Origin of the sequence: Streptomyces sp. NPDC052023 (assembly GCF_044548465.1) — a bacterium.
In the GTDB taxonomy this organism is placed as follows: Bacteria; Actinomycetota; Actinomycetes; order Streptomycetales; family Streptomycetaceae; genus Streptomyces.
The window spans coordinates 141,190-158,240 of the sequence record NZ_JBIUBW010000006.1 but is presented as its reverse complement, the minus strand read 5'-3'; the positions used below and the strand labels follow the sequence as shown (position 1 = coordinate 158,240).

Below are 17,051 nucleotides of genomic sequence, written 5' to 3'. Positions count from 1 at the left end.
CGTCGCATGACCAGGGAGTGACCGGACGGGGCCGGCGGGTGGCCGACGGGTAACCGGGCGGCGGCAGGCGAGCGGCGATCGGGTGGGAACGGCCGGGCGGCTCAGGCCACGGTGAGGCCGCCGTCGTGCGCGGTGGGCCGGGCGTCTTCCGCGGTGCCGTGGTAGACGCCGTCGAGCGCCTGGCGTATCCCGGACGCGACGGCGGGGTGCACCGGAAGCGCGAGGTGGCCGATACCGGTCACCCGGATGTTCTGCGCCTGCAGGTCCGGATGCTCCAGGCAGGCCGTCTCCAGCGGGTCCATCAGATGGTCGAGGTCGCTCCAGAAGCTCACGAACCGGGTACGGCAGCCCGGCGTGGGCAGCGCCAGATCCTCGATGACGGCGGAGCCGGGGCGCATCTGGCGCACTATGGGGTGCGCGTTCGCCAGGGGCGCGACCCGGGTGCCGGAGTGCGGCGTACCGAGTGTGACGAGGGTGCGGACGCGGGCGTCACCGGCGAGTCGCTGCACGTAGTAGCGCGCGATCAGTCCGCCGAGGCTGTGGCCCACGATGTCGACCTGCCTGCTGTCGGTGCGCTCGCAGATCTCCTCTATGTGCCGGCCCAGCAGCTTGGCGGCCGTGCGGATGTCGCAGGTCAGCGGCGAGTAGTTCAGCGATACGACCTGCTGCCTGCCGTGCTGGGCCAAGGAGCGGCGCAGGAGCAGGAAGACCGAGCGGTTGTCGATGAAGCCGTGCAGCAGTACGACCGGAGGTTTGCCCTCCGTCGGGAGTTGGGCGGCACCCTCGGGGACGGAGAGCCGGGGAACCGGCGCACGGCGCTCCTGGATGATGCCGGAGGGGTACAGGATCAGGTGCCCGGCCAGAATCGCGATCTCCAGGGCGGTTGCTTTCAGGAGGGCCATTGAGAGTCCCGCCAGGCTGCTTGGGATCGGGAGCAGCTGCCGGTAGAGCGGTTCAAAGGGCTGCAGAGCCCTGGTGACCTGCGTGACCTTCATGGCCGACCTCCCGTCGGCACACGGTGGACGGCCTTGTCCCTCGTGTGCGTCCGTGGGAATCGCGGTGGGGGATCGACGGGGCGCGAAGGGTGGGGCGAAGCGCTGGGTGGTTCGGGATGTGCGCTGGGTACGGGTGGTACGGGGTGTGCAGGTTCGGATGTCCTGGTGGGCCGACGGCGGGTCGCGGGGTGTGCGCTCCGGGCCGGTTGTCTGCTGTTGTGCGGGGTCGTGCCGTTCAGTGAGGCCTCGTGTGCGCTGTGAGGCTGGTGCGGTTTCGGTGATGGATTCTGTGGCCTGCGCTACGTGCCCTTGATGCCCTTCGTACCTGCGTCGATGTGCCTCACCGCCCGTGGCGCGCGGCTCGCGGCGCGGGGGTGGGGCGCCTCGTTGCGGCTCCCGTGGCGCGGGTTCCGTGGAACTCCGCGCGTACGAATGTGTCCCACTATGTGATTTCCCCCTCGGTCCACATCGTAAAACTGCCGGTGATGGGCTGCTAGCGATAACGTTCGTTCACTTCCTCGGTGGAGGTGCGGTCCGGCGAACGTGCCGGGGCCGTGGGCGCGGGTGGCGCGCCACGCGTACGGGCATGAGGGAACTGTGCGGTACTTGTCGGTACGGATGGATGTATTCGCTTCATGGAGGCAGTGATGGGTGTGGCAGCCGGTCCGATCCGCGTGGTGGTGGCAAAGCCGGGGCTCGACGGCCACGATCGCGGGGCGAAGGTGATCGCCCGCGCGCTGCGGGACGCCGGTATGGAGGTCATCTACACCGGGCTTCACCAGACCCCCGAGCAGATCGTCGGCACGGCGATCCAGGAGGACGCCGACGCCATCGGCCTGTCGATCCTCTCCGGGGCGCACAACACGCTCTTCGCTGCCGTGATCGACCTCCTCAAGGAGCGTGACGCGGCGGACATCCTGGTCTTCGGCGGCGGCATCATCCCCGAGGGGGACATCGCTCCGCTGAAGGAGAAGGGTGTCGCCGAGATCTTCACGCCCGGGGCGACCACCACGTCGATCGTGGAGTGGGTACGGGCGAACGTACGGCAGCCCGCGGGGGCGTGACGTCTGCGCTGGTGAGGCAGGGTGCGGGTGATCCGGCGGCGTGCTTCCGCCGCCTGCGGCCGGGCGGGTGCGTACCGGGGCGGTGAGGTTCGTCCCGGGAGGTTGCTCCGTTCGGGTGATGGGGTGGGTTTGAGGGCGGTGAGTGCTCGGTGGGCTCCCCGAGTGCTTGGAGGCGTGGCCGGGTCTTGTGAGGCGGCTGTCTCCTCGGCAGCTTCGTGGCCCGTCTTCGTGGTCCGTGCTCTTCGACGTGACCCGGGGCCTCGATGCGTGCTCCTTTTCAGTGGTGCGAGTGGTGGGGGGCGTGGAGTGCGTCGCTGCCGGGGCGTGGCGCGTACTCCGTTCGCGTGATGGGGCAGGTCACCCCGCCATCCCGGTCCGCGCCCGTCAGGGCACCAGCTCCTGCGCCATCGCCGCGCGAAGGCGCAGGGTCGTGACGAGGCGCTGGAAGGCCTCGGCCCAGTAGCCGCCCGCTCCTGGTGACGCGTTCTCCGGTTCCTCGGGTATCGCCAGGAGGCCGTCGAGGTGGTTCGCCTCGGCCGGGTCGAGGCAGCGCTCGGCCAGGCCCATCACTCCGCTGAAACTCCACGGGTAACTTCCCGCGTCCCGCGCGATGTTCAGGGCGTCGACGACCGCCCGCCCGAGAGACGCGGACCACGGCACCGAGCAGGCCCCCAGCAGCTGGAACGCCTCGGACAGGCCGTGCGTACCGATGAATCCCGCGACCCAGTCGGCTCGCTCCCCGGCTCTCAGGGTGTCCAGCAGCTTGGCCCGCTCGGCCAGCGACACCGCGCCCGGGCCGCCGGCCTCCGGTGCCGAGGGTGTACCGAGCAGGGCGCGGGACCACTCGGCGTCGCCCTGCCGGCACGCGGCCCGGCACCAAGCGGCGTGCAACTCGGCCTGCCAGTCGTCGGCCACCGGGAGCCCGACGATCTCCTGTGGTGTACGACCGCCCAGCCGGGCCTGCCAGGTGGTGAGTGGCGCCGCCTCCACCAGCTGACCGAACCACCAGGAACGTTCACCGCGTCCGGCCGGGGCCTTGGCGACCACACCGTCCCGCTCCATGCTCGCGTCGCATTCGTGCGGTGCCTCGACGGTGAGCGTCGGCGTCGCCCCTGTGCGGTCCACGGCCACGCACGCGCCCGCCCGGACAGCCATCCGCGCGGCCAGCGCCGAGCCCGGCAGTGCGGAGAGCAGTTCTGCCGCGGTGGCCCGTACGTTGCGGCTCCGGTCGGCCAGGGCCTGCTCGAGGAACGGCTCGTCCTCGGCCGTGAGATTCGTACGAAGGGAGTCAAGGAACATCAGGCGGTCCTCGGCACGTTCCGTCGCCCAGGTCGATGCGAGGAGTTCTCGTGCGGTGGCGGGCGTCCGGGCGCGGAGGGCGGCCAGGAGGGAGACCCGTTCGGCGAACAGGCCTTCCTGCCAGAGCTGCCGCACCTTCTCCATGTCCTCCAGGTGCGGCAGCGCCGTGCCACCGCCCGGGGTGGCGCGCAGGGCGAAGCGCCAGTCCTGGTTGAGGCGGGCCAGCCACAGGGCACGCGGACCGGCGAAGGCCAGCACGGCGGGGCGGATGTCCGTACGGCCGCGGGCGGCGTCCAGCAGAGCGGGCAGCGCCTCCGGGGGCGCCGCGTACTGGCGGGCGTTGGCCAGCGCGAGCCATTGGGGCAACAGCTCCATGAGGTCTGGTGCCGTGCCTCTGCGGCCCCCACCGGCTGCCCCTGGGCGGTCGGCCAGCAGCAGGGCGAGCCTGCGGGCAGCGGCGGCGGGGAGAGGTGGGCGCGGGTCCGCAGGAGCGGGCTCCGGACGGGCTGCCGCACGGGCGGGGCGCACGCCTGCCCGGCGCCGCACGGTCTCCGCGGCGGCGGCGTCCAGCAGGGCCACCGGTGCCTCCCGGCCGGGTACGCGGGCCGATGGGGGCGGTGTGCGCCGGTCGGTGCCCAGCAGGGCGGTGGTGACCAGGTCCTCCCAGACGGTGGTGTTCTGCGAGGGGCTGCCGGCCTGCGAGTTGCCGGCGGCCTCCGAAGTGGTGCCGCTCTGCGAGGGGGTGGCGGTCTGCGAAGGGGTCGCTTTCTGCGAGGTGGTGGCGGTGTGCGAGGGGGTGGCGGTGTGCGAGGTGGTGGCGGTGTGCGAGGTGGTGGCGGTGTGCGAGGTGGTGGCGGTCTGCGAGGTGGTGGCGGTGTGCGGGGTGGTGGCGGTCTGCGGGGTAGTGGCGGCCTCGTGGGCGTGCCCGGCGGAGGTGTCCGGGGCGGGCGGGTCCACTGTCGCGATCGTGTTCACGAGAGTCCTTTCCGTTTCATGCCCTTGGAGTTCGCGCGTGTTCTCTCGGAGGACGGCAGTGCCTGCCGACGCGTGGTGTTGCCGCCGGCGCGCCGGCCTGCGGCGGAGAGGGGAAGGGTCAGCACAGTGGCACCGCCGGTCCCGCCTCCTGCGGCCACGCCGTCAGTGGCGTGAAGCCCTGGTGCCCGCACTCGCCGAAGACCTTGACGGGGGTGCCGCCCGAGAGGGCGACGAGACGCCAGAGGCCGGGACGGGAGCGGGCGGCCGGGGTGAGGGGCAGCGCGGTGTCCTCGTCGGCGTCGGCCAGTTGCCAGGAGTCGCCGTCCGGGGTGGGTATGACGCGCTCCAGGGTCACCGGGACCGAGTCGAGCCACGGGTCGGAGCGGAGCGCCTCGCCGTAGCGGGAGGCGGCCTGGGTCGTCGTGACGCCCGGCGGCCGCATCGACGCCGGTGCCGGTGGGGCGAACTGCTCTCCCAGGGCCGCGCGCACCTGGCCCGCGCCCGGGTAGGCGGACACCTCCGCCTCCAGGGCCAGGCCGACCGGCAGCGCGAGCTCGGGGGCGCGGCCGGCCGCGCCGTAAGAGAGGAGAAGGGTGGTGCGGCCCGAGTCCGCGCCGTACAACCAGATCCGGCGCGTCGTGAGCCGCGAGTCCGCCGTGTCGTACTGGGCGAGGACAAGCCAGCGGTCGCGCAGCGGCGGTCCGTCGGCCGAGGCGGGCAGGCCGATACGGGAACGCACCGTCGCCGCCAGGCTCTCCGGCAGCCGGTCGCGGTGCAGCCAGCCCTGGTCGAGGAGGTGGAGCAGCGCGCACTCCTCCAGCAGCCGCACCGGCCAGCCCGGACCCGAAGCCGGAATCGCCCCCAACTCCCGTACCCGCGCGGCCAGTCCGGGTGCCTGGGCGTCGACCATGCGGGCCGCCGTCTCCTCCCAGAGTCCGTACCCCGTCTGTTCGGCCGCGGCCAGGCCGCCGCGCAACAGGTCAGCCAGGCGTTGCTCCAGCTCCGTCGCGCCCGCCGTGATCCGCTCGGCGCGGCGCTCGGCCCTGCGCCGGGCCGCCTCCGGGTCGGCGGAAGCCGGCGAACCCGCCGTGCCCGGCGTTCGCTTCCCCTCGGCCCGCTGCCGTCTGCCCGCCGTCCACTGCTCCGCCCAGTCCGGTGCCTGGCCCGGCGGCACCGCGCCGTCGTCGCCCGACCAGAGCAGCAGCAGACCGAGCGCGTGCTTGCACGGGAACTTGCGGCTCGGACAACTGCACTTGTACGCGGGGCCGGACGCGTCCGCGATGTCGATGACCGTCTGGTACGGCTTGCTGCCACTGCCCTTGCACAGTCCCCATACCGTCCCCTCGTCCGAACTCCCCGTCTCGGACCACGGCCCGGCCGCTCCGAGTTTGCTTCCCGCTTTGCGTGACGCGGCGTCAGGCGCCAGTGCCAGCACCTGATCCGCCGTCCAGCGCACCCCCTGCTGAGTCATGCCATCGAAGGTAGATCCCCCCACTGACAATCGGTCCGGCGAGCGCGTTTGTGCAGGTCAGAACGCATTGTCAGTGGTGTGGTGCAACGTGGATGCCAGATCCGAACCGGCCGAGCTGGAGGGGGACTCAGCCATGCCTGTGTCCGTGGAACCGACATCCGTCGAGCTGACCGAGACCACGTCCGATCAAGAACCGGAGGCGCTGCGGCCGCATGCCGAGGATGCCTTCGCGGGGGAACTCGCGGCGCTGGCCGCGCAGGACGACCGGCCGCGTCCGGCCCGCTGGAAGCTGTCACCGTGGGCCGTCGCCACCTACCTGCTGGGCGGCACCCTGAGCGACGGCACGGTGATCTCGCCGAAGTACGTGGGACCGCGCCGCATCATCGAGGTCGCCGTCACCACGCTCGCCACCGACCGTGCCCTGCTCCTGCTCGGCGTGCCCGGCACCGCCAAGACCTGGGTCTCCGAGCACCTGGCCGCGGCGGTCAGCGGCGACTCGACCCTGCTGGTGCAGGGCACCGCCGGTACCCCGGAGGAGGCGATCCGGTACGGCTGGAACTACGCGCAGTTGCTCGCCCACGGCCCCAGCCGGGACGCCCTGGTGCCCAGCCCCGTCATGCGCGCCATGGCCGAAGGGATGACCGCCCGGGTCGAGGAGCTGACCCGGATCCCGGCCGACGTCCAGGACACGCTCATCACGATCCTGTCGGAGAAGACGCTGCCGATACCGGAGCTGGGGCAGGAGGTGCAGGCCGTCCGCGGCTTCAACCTGATCGCCACGGCCAACGACCGTGACCGCGGGGTCAACGAGCTGTCCAGCGCGCTGCGCCGCCGCTTCAACACCGTGGTGCTGCCGCTGCCGGACAGCGTCGAGGCCGAGGTCGACATCGTCTCGCGGCGTGTCGGACAGCTCGGGCGGTCCCTCGACCTGCCGGCCGTGCCGGACGGCGTCGACGAGATCCGGCGCGTGGTGACGGTGTTCCGCGAGTTGCGGGACGGAATCACGGCCGACGGCCGTACGAAGGTGAAGTCGCCCAGCGGCACCTTGTCCACCGCCGAAGCGATCTCCGTCGTCACCAGCGGGCTCGCACTGGCCGCCCATTTCGGCGACGGCGTCCTGCGGCCGAGTGATGTCGCCGCCGGCATTCTCGGCGCGGTCGTCCGGGACCCGGCGGCGGACCGGGTCGTCTGGCAGGAGTACCTGGAGGCGGTCGTGCGGGAGCGGGACGGCTGGAAGGACTTCTACCGGGCCTGCCGGGAGGTGAGCGCATGAGTGTCACGGCGTGGGACGCACCGTTCGGGAAGCACGTCGGCGCCGTGGGCGACGACGACTTGGGGTGGCCTCGGAGGCGAGGGGGACGGCGTGACGGGGGTTGAGGGCGCCCGGAGCAGCGGAGCGACCGGCACTGAGCCGCTGCTGCTCGGCGTACGGCATCACGGACCGGGGTCGGCCCGGGCCGTGCGGGCGGCGTTGGACGCGGCCCGGCCGCGGGTGGTGCTGATCGAGGGCCCGCCCGAGGCCGACGCGTTGATTCCGCTGGCCGGGGAGGAGGACATGCGGCCGCCGGTCGCGCTGCTCGCTCACGCCGTGGACGAGCCCGGACGTTCGGCGTTCTGGCCGCTGGCCGAGTTCTCGCCGGAGTGGGTGGCGATCCGGTGGGCTCTGGAGCACGACGTACCGGCGCGCTTCATCGACCTGCCGGCCACGCACACGCTGGTGTGGGGGAGGGGGCCGGAGACGGAGCGGGCCGGGGAGGGGGACCCCGGGCCTGTGGCCGAGGGCACCCCCACCGCGGCGGGCGGCGACGCCGGTGCCGAGGCCGGCGTCTCCACCGACACGGCCGAAGACACCGCCGCCGGTGCGGACGCCGACACCGATGGTGGCGCCGATGACCAGGCCGATGTGCGGATCGACCCGCTCGGTGTGCTTGCGGAGGCCGCCGGTTATGAGGACGCCGAGCGCTGGTGGGAAGACGTCGTCGAGCATCGGGGACTCGGCGCGGGCGACGCCTTCGCTCCGTTCGCCGTGGTCGAGGAGGCGATGGGGGCGCTGCGTGAGGTGTACGGCGACGGGGGACATGACCGGGACCTCGTGCGGGAGGCGTACATGCGCTTGCAGATGAGGGCCGCACAGCGGGAGTTCGTCAGCGGTGTCGCCGTGGTCTGCGGGGCGTGGCACGTCCCGGCGCTGCGGCAGAAGGTGACCGTCGCGGCCGATCGCGCGCTGGTGAAGGGGCTGCCCAAGGTCAAGGTCGACATGACCTGGGTGCCGTGGACGAACCAGCGGCTGGCTCGGGTGAGCGGTTACGGCGCGGGCATCGACTCGCCCGGCTGGTACGGGCATCTGTTCTCGGCGCCGGACCGGCCCGTCGAGCGGTGGATGACCAAGGTGGCGGGGTTGCTGCGGGCCGAGGACCGGGCCGTCTCCTCGGCGCATGTCATCGAGGCGGTGCGACTCGCCGAGACGCTCGCCGCGATGCGCGGGCGTCCGCTGGCGGGGCTCGGCGAGACGACCGACGCCGTGCGGGCGGTGATGTGCGAGGGATCGGACGTGCCGCTGGCGTTGGTGCACGACCGGCTGGTTGTGGGGGACGGCCTCGGGGAGGTGCCGGAGGCGGCGCCGGCCGTCCCGCTGCAGCGGGACCTCGCCCGGCTGCAACGGCGGCTGAGGCTGAAGCCGGAGGCGCTGGAGCGGGAGCTGGAGCTCGATCTGCGCAAGGAGACCGATGCCGGGCGCAGCAGGTTGCTGCATCGGCTGAGGTTGCTGGGGGTGGCGTGGGGTGAGCCGGTGACCTCGCGGGGCAGTACGGGGACGTTCCGGGAGACCTGGCGGCTGCGCTGGGAGCCGGAGCTGTCGGTGCGGGTGGCCGAGGCCGGGGTGTGGGGGACGACCGTCCTCGCCGCCGCGACCGCCAAGGCGGAGACGGACGCCACGGTGGCGCACGGCCTCGCCGAGGTCACGGGCCTCGCCGAGCGCTGTCTGCTGGCCGAACTGCCGGACGCGCTCCCGGTGGTGATGCGGATCCTCGCCGACCGTGCGGCGCTCGACACGGACGTCGGTCATCTCGCCCAGGCGCTGCCGGCTCTGGTCCGCTCGTTGCGCTACGGCGACGTACGCGGCACGGACACGGGTGCTCTCGCGGGGGTCGCCGCCGGTCTCGCCGAGCGGATCTTCGTCGGGCTGCCACCGGCCTGTGCCGCCCTCGACACGGACGCGGCCGAGGAGATGCGGCGTCATGTGGACGCGGTGCACACGGCGGTGGGGCTGCTCGGTGAGGCGCCGGCGGCGGGACATGACGATCTGCGGCGCCGGTGGCACGCGGTGCTGGGGATTCTCTCCGGGCGGGACACCGTGCCCGGCCTGCTTCGTGGGCGAGCGGTGCGGCTGCTGCTGGACGACGGTGAGCTGGCGCGGGACGAGGCGGCACGGCTGATGGGGCTGGTGCTCTCGCCGGGGACGGCGCCGGGGGACGCGGCCGCGTGGATCGAGGGGTTCGTCGGCGGGGGCGGCGGCGGGATGCTGCTGGTGCACGACGAGCGGCTGCTGGGGCTGGTCGACGGCTGGCTGACGGGGGTCCCGGCGGAGGCCTTCACGGACGTACTGCCGCTCCTGCGGCGCACCTTCTCCGCGTACGAGCCGGGGGTCCGCAGAACGCTGGGTGAGCTGGTGCGCCGGGGGCCGGGACAGCGCGGCAGCACGGAGAGGGCCGGGGCGGGGACAGCGGGCTTCGGCGTGGGCCTCGACATCGAGCGGGCCGATGCCGTGCTGCCGGTGGTGCGGTTGCTCCTGGGGCTGGACGCAGGGGCGGCAGAACAGAACGCCGTCGCGTTGGCGGGGGTGGCGTCATGAGGAGGATCCAAGAGGTGTGTGGGGAGGAGGCCCTGTGACCACGGAGGCCCTGGTGGGGGCTGAGCTGGACGATGCCGGCCGGGAGCGGCTGCGGCGCTGGCGGCTGGTGCTGGGGGGTGACACGGCGGACGGCACCGGGTGTGCGCTCGGTGGGCGGGACGCCGCGATGGACGGGGCACTGACCGCGCTCTACGGAAAGGGGGACAAACCGCGGACGGGAAGGGAGCGTTCGGCGGGGCTGGGGGCGTCGGCGCCGTCCGTGGCGCGCTGGCTCGGGGACATCCGGACGTACTTCCCGTCGTCCGTCGTGCAGGTCATGCAGCGGGACGCCATCGACCGGCTCGGGCTGTCCGCGCTGTTGCTGGAGCCGGAGATGCTGGAGGCCGTGGAGGCGGACGTGCATCTCGTCGGCACGCTGCTGTCGCTGAACAAGGCGATGCCGGAGACGACCAAGGAGACGGCGCGGGCCGTCGTGCGCAAGGTCGTCGAGGACCTGGAGAAGCGGCTCGCCACTCGTACCCGGGCCACCCTGAGCGGGGCCCTCGACCGCAGCGCGCGCGTCAACCGGCCGCGGCACCACGACATCGACTGGAACCGCACCATCGCGGCCAACCTCAAGCACTACCTGCCGGAGTACCGAACGGTCGTACCGGAGCGGCTGATCGGTTACGGGCGGGCGTCCCAGTCAGTGAAGAAGGAGGTCATCCTCTGTATCGACCAGTCGGGATCCATGGCGGCATCGGTGGTGTACGCGTCGGTGTTCGGGGCGGTGCTCGCCTCCATGCGGACGATCAACACGCGACTCGTGGTGTTCGACACCGCGGTCGTCGACCTGACCGACCAGCTTGACGACCCGGTGGACGTGCTCTTCGGCACGCAACTCGGCGGCGGCACCGACATCAACCGGGCGCTGGCGTACTGCCAGTCGCAGATCACCCGGCCCGCGGAGACGGTGGTCGTACTGATCAGCGATCTCTACGAAGGAGGGATCCGGAACGAGATGCTGAAGCGCGTGGCGGCGATGAAGGGGGCGGGGGTGCAGTTCGTGACGCTGCTCGCGCTGTCCGACGAGGGCGCGCCCGCCTACGACCGGGAGCACGCGGCAGCGCTGGGGGCGCTCGGCGCGCCGGCGTTCGCCTGCACGCCGGATCTGTTCCCGGAGGTGATGGCGGCGGCGATCGAGAAGCGGCCGCTGCCGATACCGGACACCGCGTGATGCGCCCGAGGTGAGCGGGTTCGGCAGACGCTTTCCGGGAAGGGGAGGTGACTACCCATCGGTAACGCGGGGCTTGCGCAACCTCGGGAGTCACGTGCAAGGATCGACGCCTCACCAGCGGTGCGGTGGCTCCGCTTGCCGGTACCGCCTGGTCGTTGATGCGCACTCGGCGATGCGTAGTCGTCGACGCGTGACGTGTTCCACCGCACGGAGGATCCTCCCCCTCGTGATCTGGTCAGCCGCAGTGTCCGGCGCCGCCACGCGTGTGACGCGTGTGGCGGCGGGGCGGCGTGTTCTGCACCTGGCTCTGCTGGTGGGTGGGCTGTTCGTGCTCGAGGTGATGTGCGGGGAGCGGGCGGACGCGGCTGAAGGAGCGGCGGGTCCTGGGGCTTTGGCGCGGATGGTCGCGCCGGTGAGCACGGCCCCGGGTGAGCACGTGCGGGAGTTGAGGCCGGGGCGGGAGCGGGAGAGAGGCGAGGGCCGGCTCCATGGCACGCGGGGCGAGGCGGTTGGGCCGGCGGGCCGGGCTGTTGCCCTTCCCGTCGTCGAGGGTGCCGGGCGGTCCGTGGGAGAGCGGCTTGTGCGGCCGGTCGGGGATGCCGTGGACGCGGTGAGAGGCCGGTCGGCCGGGGGCGCGGGTGGTGCGTCGGCGTCGCACGGGGTGCCTTTGCGGCCGGAGCCGCCGGACGCGTTGGTGCGGCCCGGGGCGGGAGGCCTGCCTGAGTTGCCTCGGGGCTCCGAGGGGGCTGGGGGCCTGCCTGAGGTATCTCAGGTGCGTGAGCGGTCCGACGGGCCTCGGCTGCCTGTCGCGCCGGTGGTGCCTCGCGTGCTGGAGGTGCCTTACGTGCCTGACCTGACCTCTGAGCGATCTGAGGGGCCTCGGCTGCCTGTCGCGCCGGTGGTGCCTCGCGTGCTGGAGGTGCCTTACGTGCCTGACCTGACCTCTGAGCGATCTGAGGGGCCTCGGCGGCCCGTCGTGCTGGAGGTGCCTCGCCTGCACGACTTGCTTCCCGGGACCGCCCTGCCGCGCCTGCCGGGACTTTCGGCACGGGCCGGAGGGCTGCCCGAGGGGCCCGGGTCGGCTGGTGGGCTGTCCGACGGGCCCGTGGTCGCCGGTGCTCCCGTACTGCCCGATCTTGCGGGCCCCTCAGGTATTGCCGGGCATTCCGGCGTTCGTGGGCTCCTTGGCGCGCTGGAGATTCCCGGCGCTGCAGGGCTTCCCGGCGCTCCCGGGCTTCCCGGCGTTCTCCCGCTTCCTGCGATCCCGGCACTACATGGGGCGCCGCTGGTTCCTGGGCTTCAGCCGGTAGTCCCCGGAGGTCTTGGGCTTTCGCCTGTAATCCCCGGGGGCCCTGGGCTGCCCGTGGTGTCCGGGGGCCCTGGGCTGTCCGTAAACCCCGGCGGGCACGGTCTGCCCGGGGTCTTCGTGGTTCCGGGCGGGAACTGCCGCTTCCAGGCGTGGGGGCGCAGCCTTCCGGTGTGGGCGGGGGTTCGGCTTCCCCTGACGGTGGTTCGGAGGGACGGGGCGGTGCGGCGGGGGCGGTGGGGGATCACGCTCCGGGGCTTGGCGCGTCCCCCGGTGGTGCGGGAGCCGGTGCGGGGTACGTGCCCGTGGCTCCGGCGCCGGGCGGTGGGGGCGGCGATGCGGCGCTGCGCGGTCGGTCCTCGGCGGACGGCGGTTCGTCGCGCCACGGTGACGCCTACGCGGTGCCCCTGGGCCAGCGCATGAGGGTGTGGCTCGTGCCGGGGACGGCTCTGCGTGTCGAGCAGTGCGGGACGCTGGACCGGTATCGGGACATCCCCCTGTTCCCCGGCTAGGGCACCCTCTCGTGGGCAGCGTGGCTGGTGAGGCCGTCTCCGTCGTGCGGGCGTCGCGCGCTTGTGGCGCGCAGGGTCAGGTCCGGCACCGGCAGCACGTCCCCGCCGCGCGCCCGGCGGCGCCTCACCGCGGCCGGCCCTCGCAAGGCGCGGCAGGCGCGCACCCAGAACGCGGTACGCCGTCCGGCGTGCCGATCGACCCCGCAGGCACCCGGCACGGGCGGTCGAAAACCGTCGGCCGCCCGGACGGAACCCCTGCGGAGAGGGTCCGGCGGTCCCCATTGGGGTGGGGATCGCCGGATCGACGCCCCCGGCAGGGACCCGATGGTCTCCCCTCGGGGCAGCTCAAGGGGCCTCACCGGGTCAACCCCAGCCCGGTGAGGCCCTTCGCCTGCCTCCGGCCGGGCAGGCCCCCGCTTCCGCCGTCCCGGCCCCCTGCGCCCCGCTGACACCCTTCCCGCAGCCCCCGGCACTCGAGGAAGGCGCCGGAGTTCCCCGCTTCCAGCCCTTCCCCTCGGCACCCCGTCCGTCCCCCGCCCCCAGCCGATCCGTTCTCCACCCGGCCCCCACCCGATCTCCCATCCGTTCCCCACCCCGTCCGATCCGTTCTCCCACCCCACCCGCCTCAACTCCGCTACCGCCGCCCCACCCGTTCCCCGCCCCACCCGTTCCCCGCCCCACCCGTTCCCCGCCCCACCCCCTCCCGCCGCTCGCCACCGGCACTCCGTGCCAGTAACCCCGACATCATGTGACAGGTATCACCGCTCACATGTGACTCGCGATTTAGAGGCCCCCCGCAAGCAGAGATAACCTGCGAGACGGACATGCCGCGCGCTCGGACACCGTGTGCGCTTCCCTTGTGACACATGCGGTCGTCACGTTGCCCTTCGCGGCACGCCCACGCATCCAACGAACCGCGAGATCACTGATAGGGACGGAAGCGCGTGGACCTGTTCGAGTACCAGGCGAGGGACCTCTTCGCCAAGCACGATGTACCGGTGCTGGCCGGTGAAGTCATCGACACGCCTGAGGCGGCGCGCGAGATCACCGAGCGGCTCGGCGGCAAGTCCGTCGTCAAGGCGCAGGTGAAGGTCGGTGGCCGCGGCAAGGCCGGTGGCGTGAAGCTGGCCGCCACCCCGGACGAGGCCGTCGCCCGCGCGACGGACATTCTCGGCATGGACATCAAGGGCCACACGGTCCACAAGGTCATGATCGCCGAGACCGCTCCGGAGATCCTCGAGGAGTACTACGTCTCCTTCCTCCTCGACCGCGCCAACCGCACCTTCCTCTCCATCGCCTCCGTCGAGGGCGGCGTGGAGATCGAGGAGGTGGCGGCCACCCGTCCGGAGGCCGTCGCCAAGATCGCGATCGACGCCATCGACGGTGTGGACGAGGCCAAGGCCCGCGAGATCGTCGAGGCCGCCAAGTTCCCGGCCGAGGTCGCCGACAAGGTCGTGAACGTCCTCGTCACGCTGTGGGACACCTTCATCAAGTCGGACGCCCTCCTCGTTGAGGTCAACCCGCTCGCGAAGGTCGCCTCCGGTGACGTCATCGCCCTGGACGGCAAGGTGTCGCTGGACGACAACGCCGAGTTCCGGCACGACTGGGACGAGCTGCACGACAAGGCCGCGGCCAACCCGCTCGAGGCCGCCGCCAAGGAGAAGAACCTCAACTACGTCAAGCTCGACGGCGAGGTCGGCATCATCGGCAACGGCGCGGGTCTCGTGATGAGCACCCTGGACGTCGTCGCGTACGCCGGTGAGAAGCACGGCAACGTCAAGCCGGCCAACTTCCTGGACATCGGCGGTGGCGCCTCCGCCCAGGTCATGGCCAACGGTCTGGAGATCATCCTCGGCGACCCGGACGTCAAGTCCGTCTTCGTCAACGTCTTCGGTGGCATCACCGCCTGTGACGAGGTCGCCAACGGCATCGTCCAGGCCCTGAAGCTTCTGGAAGACCGTGGCGAGGAGGTCACCAAGCCGCTCGTCGTCCGCCTCGACGGCAACAACGCCGAGCTCGGCCGGCAGATCCTCACCGACGCCAACCACCCGCTGGTCCAGCGCGTCGACACCATGGACGGCGCGGCCGACAAGGCCGCCGAACTGGCCCACGCCGCCAAGTAAGCACTCAGGACGAGGACACAACACACCATGGCTATCTGGCTCAACAAGGACAGCAAGGTCATCGTCCAGGGCATGACGGGCGCCACCGGCATGAAGCACACCAAGCTCATGCTCGGCGACGGCACGCACGTCGTGGGCGGCGTGAACCCGCGCAAGGCGGGTCAGTCCGTGGACTTCGACGGCACCGAGGTACCCGTCTTCGGGACCGTCAAGGAGGCCATCGAGAAGACCGGCGCGAACGTCTCCGTGATCTTCGTGCCGGAGAAGTTCACGAAGGACGCGGTCGTCGAGGCGATCGACGCCGAGATCCCGCTGGCCGTCGTGATCACCGAGGGCATCGCCGTGCACGACTCGGCGTCGTTCTGGGCGTACGCCGGCAAGAAGGGCAACAAGACCCGCATCATCGGCCCGAACTGCCCCGGCATCATCACCCCGGGCCAGTCCAACGTCGGCATCATCCCGGGCGACATCACCAAGCCGGGCCGTATCGGCCTGGTCTCGAAGTCCGGCACGCTGACGTACCAGATGATGTACGAGCTGCGTGACATCGGCTTCTCCACCGCCGTCGGCATCGGTGGCGACCCGATCATCGGCACCACGCACATCGACGCGCTGGCCGCCTTCCAGGACGACCCCGACACCGACCTGATCGTGATGATCGGCGAGATCGGTGGCGACGCCGAGGAGCGGGCCGCGGCCTTCATCAAGGAGAACGTGACCAAGCCGGTCGTCGGCTACGTCGCGGGCTTCACCGCCCCCGAGGGCAAGACCATGGGCCACGCGGGCGCCATCGTCTCCGGTTCGTCGGGCACCGCCCAGGCGAAGAAGGAGGCCCTGGAGGCCGCGGGCGTCAAGGTCGGCAAGACCCCGACCGAGACGGCGAAGCTCGCCCGCGAGATCCTCGCCGGCTGAGACCGCACCACAGCAGCTCGCCGCACAGCGGGGCGCGGCAGCAGGGCCCGCACCCATGGCCGTCCAGCCACGGGAGCGGGCCCTTCCGCATGCGCCCCCCGCTTCACCTCACATCACCTCATCCCGGCTCCGGCACCAGGCGCTCCGGCCCGCTCTCCGCCGCCTGCCGCAGCTTCTCCCGCAGCTCCAGCTGCTCGTACGACAGCGGTCCCGGCGCCGCCCGCGGGGGCACGCCCCGTACCGTCTCACCAGGCGCCACCGGTGGCTCGTACTGTGTCGGAGCGGTCCGCAGGGTCAGTGCCGTCGCGCCGATCAGGGTGACCGTGAAGGCGATGGCGGCCCGGGTCCAGAACTGTGCCCGGCGTTCGCCGCCGGTGCGGACCGCCAGGGGTCTGGCCGCGCGCAACCGCTCCGTGGAGGCCAGTTCGCCGAGCCGCCGCTGCAACTTCTCCGGGTCGGCGAGGTCGGGCAGCCGGGACGCGACGGCCTGGCGTGCGTAGAGCAGGCGGCTGGCCGTCGCCGGGGTGGTCGCCTCCGTCTCCGCCGCGGTCTCCGGCAGACCCAGGCCCACCCCGTCGTAGAGGAGGAGGGTGCGGCGGTGTGGTGGGGGGAGTTTCAGGATGACGTTCAGCAGTGTGCGGTCGCGAAGCTCGGCCGGTGGGGGCTCCGGGTGGCGGTACCGGGGGCGGAAGCGGTGCCAGGGGGAGAGCGCGTACTCGTACGCCGCTGCCCGCACCCAGCCCGCCGGGTCCCGGTCGACGGCCACCTCGGGCCAGCGCTGCCAGGCGAGTTGGAAGGCCCGCTCGACCGCCTCGCGTGCCAGTTCGCGCCGTCCGGTGAGCACATACGCCTGCCGGACGAGGCCGGGCGCGCAGAACGCGTAGAGCGCGTCGAAAGCCTGATCGGGTGTCAGGGGTTCGGATGCCGGTTCGGGTCGGGGTGACGGATGGGGGTCGGGGCCGGTGTCGGGGAGGGGTACGCGCTCGGTGTCGGCCATGGGGTCTGCGGTTCGTACGGCGGCGGTCCCGGCCGCGACGGCCGGCGTGCCGTCCTGGCGTACCTGCTCCACCGGCTCGTCCGCGAGGGAGGCGAGCAGTTTCGCGTACGCCTCCGCCTTTTGGCCGTCGGGCGTCGTACGACCGGACTCCCACGCCCGCACCGTCGCCTTGGAGACGCCGACCCGGGCCGCCACCTGAGCCTGCGTCAGGGAACCTGCCTCCCGTAGGCGTCGGCGCTCCTCGGGAGGGGGAAGCGGGGTTGCAGGGCTCTGTGTCACAGATCCCCCCTTCGTACGAAAAAACACATAAGCACATATTGAGCGACACATC

At 72.2% G+C, this 17,051-nt stretch carries 12 protein-coding genes; 8 read left to right on the top strand and 4 right to left on the bottom strand.

From position 1 onward, the window contains the following. Nucleotides 1-101 precede the first annotated feature (101 nt). A complete protein-coding gene (locus ACIHCM_RS15535; protein WP_399895053.1) occupies nt 102-995 on the bottom strand; it encodes an esterase/lipase family protein in 894 nt (297 codons plus the stop codon). Nucleotides 996-1,642: 647 nt separating this feature from the next. Between ACIHCM_RS15535 and ACIHCM_RS15530 the strand changes: the two genes are divergently transcribed. Next, nucleotides 1,643-2,059, top strand: coding sequence for a cobalamin B12-binding domain-containing protein (locus ACIHCM_RS15530; RefSeq protein ID WP_399895049.1), 417 nt, complete (start codon nt 1,643-1,645; stop codon nt 2,057-2,059). A 384-nt stretch (nt 2,060-2,443) separates the two neighbouring features. On the opposite strand, the gene ACIHCM_RS15525 is transcribed toward ACIHCM_RS15530, so the two are convergent. Together ACIHCM_RS15525 and ACIHCM_RS15520 are read right to left on the bottom strand one after the other, a co-directional pair. Beyond that, nucleotides 2,444-4,015 (bottom strand): DUF5691 domain-containing protein, encoded by a 1,572-nt coding sequence (locus tag ACIHCM_RS15525; protein ID WP_399895566.1) that lies wholly within the window; start codon nt 4,013-4,015, stop codon nt 2,444-2,446. 436 nt (nt 4,016-4,451) lie between these two features. Then, a complete protein-coding gene (locus tag ACIHCM_RS15520; RefSeq protein ID WP_399895046.1) occupies nt 4,452-5,804 on the bottom strand; it encodes an SWIM zinc finger family protein in 1,353 nt (450 codons plus the stop codon). A gap of 133 nt (nt 5,805-5,937) precedes the next feature. On the opposite strand from ACIHCM_RS15520, the gene ACIHCM_RS15515 reads away from it, so the two are divergent. The 7 genes from ACIHCM_RS15515 (at nt 5,938) to sucD (ending at nt 15,723) form a co-directional block, all read left to right on the top strand. Beyond that, nucleotides 5,938-7,077: an AAA family ATPase gene (locus ACIHCM_RS15515; RefSeq protein ID WP_399895043.1), complete on the top strand. Its 1,140-nt coding sequence runs from the start codon at nt 5,938-5,940 to the stop codon at nt 7,075-7,077. Between the two features lie 90 nt (nt 7,078-7,167). Continuing rightward, entirely contained in the window at nt 7,168-9,654 is a 2,487-nt protein-coding gene (locus ACIHCM_RS15510; RefSeq protein WP_399895040.1) for a DUF5682 family protein, read from the top strand. Nucleotides 9,655-9,688: 34 nt separating this feature from the next. Beyond that, nucleotides 9,689-10,870: a VWA domain-containing protein gene (locus ACIHCM_RS15505; RefSeq protein ID WP_399895037.1), complete on the top strand. Its 1,182-nt coding sequence runs from the start codon at nt 9,689-9,691 to the stop codon at nt 10,868-10,870. Nucleotides 10,871-12,054: 1,184 nt separating this feature from the next. Next, on the top strand, nt 12,055-12,180 hold the full coding sequence (locus ACIHCM_RS15500) for a hypothetical protein (RefSeq protein WP_399895034.1): 126 nt from the start codon (nt 12,055-12,057) through the stop codon (nt 12,178-12,180). A 301-nt stretch (nt 12,181-12,481) separates the two neighbouring features. Further along, on the top strand, nt 12,482-12,688 hold the full coding sequence (locus ACIHCM_RS15495; RefSeq protein ID WP_399895031.1) for a hypothetical protein: 207 nt from the start codon (nt 12,482-12,484) through the stop codon (nt 12,686-12,688). 944 nt (nt 12,689-13,632) lie between these two features. After that, entirely contained in the window at nt 13,633-14,811 is a 1,179-nt protein-coding gene (gene sucC / locus ACIHCM_RS15490; RefSeq protein ID WP_399895028.1) for an ADP-forming succinate--CoA ligase subunit beta, read from the top strand. A gap of 27 nt (nt 14,812-14,838) precedes the next feature. Then, nucleotides 14,839-15,723, top strand: coding sequence for a succinate--CoA ligase subunit alpha (gene sucD / locus ACIHCM_RS15485; protein WP_365445882.1), 885 nt, complete (start codon nt 14,839-14,841; stop codon nt 15,721-15,723). Nucleotides 15,724-15,841: 118 nt separating this feature from the next. Here sucD and ACIHCM_RS15480 read toward each other — a convergent pair whose 3' ends face one another. Further along, the gene (locus ACIHCM_RS15480; RefSeq protein ID WP_399895024.1) at nt 15,842-16,999 is read right to left on the bottom strand and encodes a helix-turn-helix domain-containing protein; all 1,158 of its coding nucleotides are present in this window, start codon (nt 16,997-16,999) and stop codon (nt 15,842-15,844) included. Between the last annotated feature and the right edge of the window lie 52 nt (nt 17,000-17,051).

What these genes read in the sequence shown, in the direction of transcription:
- ACIHCM_RS15520 (WP_399895046.1), bottom strand. Translation starts at nt 5,804, where the DNA reads ATGACTCAGCAGGGGGTGCGCTGGACGGCGGATCAGGTGCTGGCACTG.
- sucD (WP_365445882.1), top strand. Translation starts at nt 14,839, where the DNA reads ATGGCTATCTGGCTCAACAAGGACAGCAAGGTCATCGTCCAGGGCATG.
- ACIHCM_RS15530 (WP_399895049.1), top strand. Translation starts at nt 1,643, where the DNA reads ATGGGTGTGGCAGCCGGTCCGATCCGCGTGGTGGTGGCAAAGCCGGGG.
- ACIHCM_RS15515 (WP_399895043.1), top strand. Translation starts at nt 5,938, where the DNA reads ATGCCTGTGTCCGTGGAACCGACATCCGTCGAGCTGACCGAGACCACG.
- ACIHCM_RS15535 (WP_399895053.1), bottom strand. Translation starts at nt 995, where the DNA reads ATGAAGGTCACGCAGGTCACCAGGGCTCTGCAGCCCTTTGAACCGCTC.